The following is a 6,378-nucleotide window of genomic DNA, read 5'->3' as shown; positions in this document are numbered from 1 at the left end:
ATCAAAACCATCCGGCAATTGCTCGATAAAGTCGCTGGCATAGGCCTGCCTGGCTGCCTCCTTAACCGCTTCCAGGGGCGCGTCAGGAAAACTATAGCGGATATTATTGGCCAGGGTGTCGTTGAACAGAAAGGTTTCCTGATCGACCAGGGCCAGATGCTGATGCAGGCTTTTTTGCGTCAGACTGCGCAGATCATTACCATCGATGAGGATGCGCCCCTGTTGCGGGTCGTAATAACGATTGAGCAGACCAATAAAGGTACTTTTGCCGGCACCACTGGGCCCAACCAGGGCAATTACCTCACCGGGGTTCGCTGATACAGAAAATTCCTGCAGCACCGCTTCCTCTTCGTAGGCAAAGGTCACCCGGTCAAAGGTCACCTGGCCATGGCATTCCCTCAATTCAATGGCATCCGGCGCATCAACAACTTCCGGGGCACTGTCGAGTACTTCAAATACCCGTTCGGCGGCGCCAAGAGCCTGCTGAATGGTATTATTCACTTTTGTCAGACGTTTCAGGGGGGTATACAGCAGGACAATGGCCGTTAACAGGGAGAACATTTCGCCCTGGGTAATTGCCCCAGCCATGACCCGGTTTAAACCATACCAGAGTACAAACGCCACCCCGATGGCGGTCATGATTTCCATCAGCGGGGAAGTTGCTGCCGCATAACGAATTGTCCGGCGAACAAACGAATAATAGCCGGCATTAACGCGGACAAACTTGCTGACTTCCTGGCTTTCTGTACCAAAAGCTTTAATCACTTTAATACCGGAAAAACTTTGCTCCAGCACGGCAGTCAGATCACCCATGGCTGCCTGGCCGCGGCGGGAATATTTTTTTATCTGTTTGCCGATGGCGGCAGCGGGGACAACGGCGGCCGGGATCACCACAAAGGCGAATAACGTCATGCGCCAATCAAGGTAAAAAGCGTAGCCGATCAACACGATAAGGGTAACCAGTTCGCGCAGCAAGGTGACCAGCACCTCAGCAAGAACTGATTGCATCATATTAACATCATTGAGGATACGCGACATTAAATTGCCCGATGATTTGGTCACATAATGGCGCATGGACAACTGCATGGTATGGCCGAAAAGTTCGTTGCGAATGTCCTGAATGGCCCGCTGGCCAGCCATGCGTACATAATATTCCTGCACATAACGCGAGCCACCTTTGAACGCAGCAATACCAACAACCAGAAAGGGGACCAACTGGACAAGGGCCAAATTGCCGGCAACAATCAACTCATCAATAAAGGGTTTTACCAGATAGGCAATCAGGGCATCAGAGCCTGCCACGCCCAGGGAAGCGACCATCGACAGGGCAATGATCCACTTATAGGGAGCGGCATAGGAAACAATCCGCACATAGATGTTTCTTTCTTTGTCCATCCGGTTACGCACTCTCTTTTGGTTCAGCACCAACCATGTCGGCGACCATATCAGCAACCCGCCCAGAACATCCGGGCGCACCGAGGCGCTTTCGCACCAAGGCCAGATCATCCCGCACCTGCTGAACATAAGGAGGATCATTGAGTAGTCGCAGCATTTCAGCTTTCAACGCCTCAGGGTCGGAATCATCCTGAATAAATTCCCGAACTATTTCGCGACCGGCAATAATATTGGGTAGTCCGGCATAAGGAATCTTGATCAGTCGTCGTCCAATAACATAACTCAGAGGGGCCACTTTATAAACTATTGCCATTGGCGTTCCAACCAACGCCAACTGCAGGGTAACCGTACCGGATACAGTCAACACCGCCTGGCAGGCTGCTGCAACAGCATAAATATCATCCTCGACCAGATGGATCGGCAACCGGATATCAGCCAGGCGACTTTCCAGCTCGCTGCGCCGCAGTGAGGGTGCCACCGGCATGACAAACTCAACAAGCTGATCTTCCTCATGAATCCGTTTTGCTGCCGCCACCAGAGTAGCAAAAATATAGGTCAACTCACTCTGCCGGCTGCCTGGAAAAATTCCGACGATTTTAACTTGCGCCGATATATCAAGTTGCTGCCTGATATCCAGCCCTAGGGGACGTGCGCTAAATTCATCCAGCAGCGGATTTCCCACATACTCGGTGCGCACCTGATAGGGAGCATAAATTTCGGCTTCAAAAGGAAAAATCAGCGCCAGGCGATCAACACGTCCGGCAATAGTACGTGCCCGACCCGAACGCCAGGCCCAGACCTTGGGGCTGATGTAGTAAAGAACCGGCACCCCCGCCCCTTTAGCTACTTTGGCCAGACGCAGATTAAAATCGGGAAAATCAATCAACACCAGCAGATCCGGCGGATTAGATGATTTCAGAAGGGCCGCCAACCGGCGAAAACGCCTGATGATGCCGGGCAAACGGCCCAACACCTCGGTCACCCCCATCACCGATAATTCATCGGACGGGATCAGGATGTCACAACCGTTCGCCTGCATACGACTGCCACCAACCCCAAAAAAGCTGATATTGGGGTATTTGTCCGCTGCGGCTTTAAGCAAGTTGCTGCCATGAAGATCGCCGGAAGACTCTCCCGCAACAATCATGACACGACGCTTAGCAGAAGAAGTATTCAACAGATTGTCATCCTATAAAAAAAACAGAAGGAAAGAGCCGATTACGGTTCTCACAACTTCTGTTTTATCATTTAAAATGAGTTTCTTAGCGCGCCAGTCCGCGTTCACTCGATTTAAGAAAGTCCAGATAAATTGCCACTTCATTAGCTGTTGTGTCAAATTCATTTTCGATGGTAGCAATTGCCTCTTCCAGCTTCAGATTGGAACGAAATACCAATTTATACAGTTTTTTGATGGTTGCCAACGCCTCATCAGTAAAGCCCCTGCGTTTTAGTCCAGTGGTATTTAGTCCCACCGTTTTGGCACGATCACCCTGAACAATGGAAAACGGCGCCACATCCTGAGCAATCATCGATCCACCACTGGCCATGACATGACAGCCCACCCGGGCAAACTGATGAACCGCAGAGAGTCCACCGAGGATAGCGTAATCATCGACCTGGACATGCCCGGCCAACGTCGCGGCGTTGGCAAGGATCACGTGGTTGCCGACGATACAATCATGCGCCACATGGGAATAGGCCATCAACAGACAATCATTGCCAACAGTGGTCACACTACCACCTTCTTCCGTACCCAGGTGGATGGTAGTAAACTCCCTGATGCGGTTACGATCACCAATCTTCAGGGTTGATTCTTCCCCCATGAATTTGAGATCCTGCGGAACTGCGCCAATCGACGCAAACTGAAATATCTGGTTGAAACAGCCGATCTCGGTTCGTCCTTCAATAACCACATGAGGTGCTATTGTTGTCCCCTCACCTATGCAGACGTGTTCGCCGATCACCGAATAAGGGCCGACAGTAACACTCGAGTGTAATTTGGCACCTGGGGCGATAATGGCTGTAGGATGAATCATGGATAGCTCCATTGAAAATTTATTTTTTGGCAAAAGTCGCCTTCAGTTCCGCTTCTGCGACCAGGGTATCGCCGACATAGGCATTGCCTTGAAACTGATAAATACCGCGCCGACGTGACAAAAGATCCAGCTCCATCCGCAGGACATCGCCAGGCATGACCGGCTTACGGAAACGAGCCTTGTCGATACCGACAAAGTAGGTAACGCGGTCTTTTTCAATTTGATCGACCACCGTCACATAAGCGCCGCCCACCTGAGCCATCGCTTCGAGGATCAGCACCCCCGGCATGATCGGGTGCCCGGGGAAATGTCCCTGAAAAAAAGGCTCATTGATGGTCACGTTTTTGTAACCATTGACCCTCTTCCCCTCTTCGACTTCTTCGATCCGATCCACCAGCAGAAACGGATAACGGTGGGGAAGAATCTCTATGATCTGCTGTATATTCAATTCAAGCACGTCCATCCTCCTTCAGCAGTGCTTCCAATTCATCGACACGTTTTTTTAGTTGCAGGACATCTTTACGCATGTCCGGCAACTTTGGCAGCGTCATGGTCGAACGCAGCCATTCCTTGTGGGGCATCAACGGAAGACCAGACAGCACTTGATAGGGCGCCTCCAGATCACCACTGACGCCACCACGGGCGCCAATAGTGACATTGTCCCCCACCTTCAGATGCCCGGCAACAGCAGCCTGCCCCCCGAAAGTACAGTGTTTACCAATACGCGTGCTGCCGGCGAATCCGACCTGGGCAACAATGATGCAGTCTTCCCCGATATCGACATTGTGACCGATTTGCACCAGATTGTCGACTTTGGTGCCGCGCCGCACACGGGTTTCGCCCAGGGTTGCGCGATCAACACAGGAGTTGGCACCGATTTCAACATCATCTTCAATGACGACAATTCCCACTTGAGGAATCTTGAAATATCCGGTGCCAGCGGGGGCAAAACCGAAGCCATCGGAACCGATCACTGCCGACGGTTGTAAAATAACCCGATCACCCAACCGGCAACTTTCACGAACCACCACATTAGCATGCAGACAACAATCGGCACCAATCACGACATCATCATATAGGCACACACCGGAATGCAGTATCGTTCGGGCACCGACCACAACAGCTTCACCCACCACGCAGCCGGGATGAATTGTGGCAGTTGCATCAATGCTGGCGCTGGCAGCAACCTGTGCGCCGGGCATAACACCTGCAGCGGCCCTGGTACCACGATGCAAAAAGCTCAGAACTTTGGCAAACGCCAGATATGGATTGGCGGTGACAATGACATGACGCTCGCTGACATCAACCCCAGGGGCGACAATAACCGCCGAAGCGCGGCAACCTTTTAAATGCGGCAGATACTTAGGATTGGCAACAAAGGTGATATCACCTTCAGCGGCTCGGTCAATCGAAGCTACCCGCGATATCTGAATTGTCGGATCCCCATGAACCTCCCCCTGGACCAGTTGTGCCAGCTCGGCCAATGTTGCCATATTAATCTCCTACCATTACAGCGCGACTATTTGGTAGCATCGTAGGCCTTAATCAACTCGGCGGTCAGGTCAAATTTAGGATCAGCGTAAACGATGGCCCCTTCATTGCGCTCGATAATCATCGTATAGTCACCTTCCGCACCCAACTTTTCCATGACTGCAAACAACTCATTGATAATCCGCCCGGTATATTCGGCATCCTTGCGCTGCAGATCTTCCTGGATATCCTGCTGGAAACGCTGCAGGTCGGTGACGCGGCGCTGATATTCGCGCTCGCGTTCCGTGCGCGCACTATCGGACAACAGCGCCGCCTGCTTTTCCAGATCAGCCTTCATCCGCAACACATCATCCTGTCGGGTTTTAAATTCACCCTCGTATTTCTGCACCTGCTCCGTCATCTGTTGTTTGGCAGCAACGCCGGCCTTGGACAGATTCAAGGCACGCTGCAGATCAACATAGCCAATTTTCTGCGCAAAAACAGGTAGCGCCAGAAGCAGAAGGGCAATAAGTAGCATACTGATTTTTTTCATGATATCTCCTTGTTATGGTTTTTAAAAAGGTCGTCCTATAGTGAATTCAAACACGCTTTTTTTCTCATCATCCCGTGGGTCAAGGTTATAACCCCACTCAAAACGCAACGGACCTAAAGGGCTGCGCCAACGGATGCCGGCACCGGCACTGTGGCGCATATCGGAAAAATACTCTTCATCATCGGTCCAGACATTCCCGGTATCGTAAAAGAGGACACCCTGCAAACCCAGTGAGCGATAGATGGGGAAAAGATATTCAAAATTGAAGTAACCCATCTTTTCACCACCGATATAAATACCATCATCGCTGCGCGGTCCTACTTCCCGCGTTTTAAAACCGCGAAGGGTTCTGATGCCCCCCAGATAAAAACGCTCACTGATGGAGACGTCATCATCACCCCGGGTCGACGTTATATAACCAATCTCACCGTGAATAGAGAAAACCGTGCTCCAGAACAGCGGAAAGAAATGGCGATGCGAAGCAATTGGTCGCAAGAAATGCTCGGTACCGCCCAGGCCGGCATACTCAAGGCTGATGCGGGTAACCCCGCCGCGGCTTGGATCCTCAAAAAAATCGGTACTGTTTCGCACCCACTGGGTGGTTATCGATGACAGAGTTGACCTGCCTGCCTGATCAGCAATAAATCGATTGGCCAGCGCAACAGCACTTAAATTAGTAATATCCTTTTGTTCGTAGCGGTAGGTCAAAAATGCCCGAGAATTGCGGCTGACCGGATGACCTGCACGGATTGCACCACCGGTACGCTCATCATCATAGTCGCGGTATTCACGCTTCGATCGATAAACCTCACCGCCCAGGGTCCAGTCGGTATCCAGAAAATAAGGATCGGTTATCGCCAGTGAGTAGGTATTACTTTTGGAACCGATGGAGCCACTTAAATTGAGATTTAAACCGCGTCCAAG

General features: G+C 51.3%; 7 protein-coding genes. All 7 read right to left on the bottom strand.

The features are described from left to right. Positions 1–1,395: ABC transporter transmembrane domain-containing protein (locus AC6F7T_RS06385; protein WP_500717166.1), on the bottom strand; the 1,395-nt coding region annotated here is incomplete at its 3' end. A 4-nt stretch (positions 1,396–1,399) separates the two neighbouring features. Beyond that, a complete protein-coding gene (gene lpxB, locus AC6F7T_RS06380) occupies positions 1,400–2,542 on the bottom strand; it encodes a lipid-A-disaccharide synthase (protein ID WP_500717165.1) in 1,143 nt (380 codons plus the stop codon). A gap of 115 nt (positions 2,543–2,657) precedes the next feature. Further along, the gene (gene lpxA, locus AC6F7T_RS06375) at positions 2,658–3,431 is read right to left on the bottom strand and encodes an acyl-ACP--UDP-N-acetylglucosamine O-acyltransferase (RefSeq protein ID WP_500717164.1); all 774 of its coding nucleotides are present in this window, start codon (positions 3,429–3,431) and stop codon (positions 2,658–2,660) included. Between the two features lie 19 nt (positions 3,432–3,450). After that, positions 3,451–3,888 (bottom strand): 3-hydroxyacyl-ACP dehydratase FabZ, encoded by a 438-nt coding sequence (gene fabZ / locus AC6F7T_RS06370; protein WP_500717163.1) that lies wholly within the window; start codon positions 3,886–3,888, stop codon positions 3,451–3,453. Then, positions 3,881–4,924: a UDP-3-O-(3-hydroxymyristoyl)glucosamine N-acyltransferase gene (gene lpxD / locus AC6F7T_RS06365; protein ID WP_500717162.1), complete on the bottom strand. Its 1,044-nt coding sequence runs from the start codon at positions 4,922–4,924 to the stop codon at positions 3,881–3,883. The genes fabZ and lpxD overlap by 8 nt, the downstream gene beginning before the upstream one ends. Before the next feature lie 26 nt (positions 4,925–4,950). After that, positions 4,951–5,454 carry an OmpH family outer membrane protein gene (locus tag AC6F7T_RS06360; RefSeq protein WP_500717161.1) on the bottom strand — a complete coding sequence of 168 codons (504 nt, stop codon included), beginning with the start codon at positions 5,452–5,454 and terminating at the stop codon, positions 4,951–4,953. Between the two features lie 21 nt (positions 5,455–5,475). Beyond that, a partial coding sequence (locus AC6F7T_RS06355) for a BamA/TamA family outer membrane protein (protein ID WP_500717160.1) occupies positions 5,476–6,378 on the bottom strand: 903 nt, incomplete at its 5' end.

The sequence above is a fragment of the Pelovirga sp. genome (genome assembly GCF_059864205.1).
Note: the sequence above shows the minus strand (reverse complement) of the source record. Positions and strands in the feature narration are given on the sequence as shown.

What these genes read in the sequence shown, in the direction of transcription:
- lpxB (WP_500717165.1), bottom strand. Translation starts at nt 2,542, where the DNA reads ATGATTGTTGCGGGAGAGTCTTCCGGCGATCTTCATGGCAGCAACTTG.
- AC6F7T_RS06360 (WP_500717161.1), bottom strand. Translation starts at nt 5,454, where the DNA reads ATGAAAAAAATCAGTATGCTACTTATTGCCCTTCTGCTTCTGGCGCTA.
- lpxA (WP_500717164.1), bottom strand. Translation starts at nt 3,431, where the DNA reads ATGATTCATCCTACAGCCATTATCGCCCCAGGTGCCAAATTACACTCG.
- lpxD (WP_500717162.1), bottom strand. Translation starts at nt 4,924, where the DNA reads ATGGCAACATTGGCCGAGCTGGCACAACTGGTCCAGGGGGAGGTTCAT.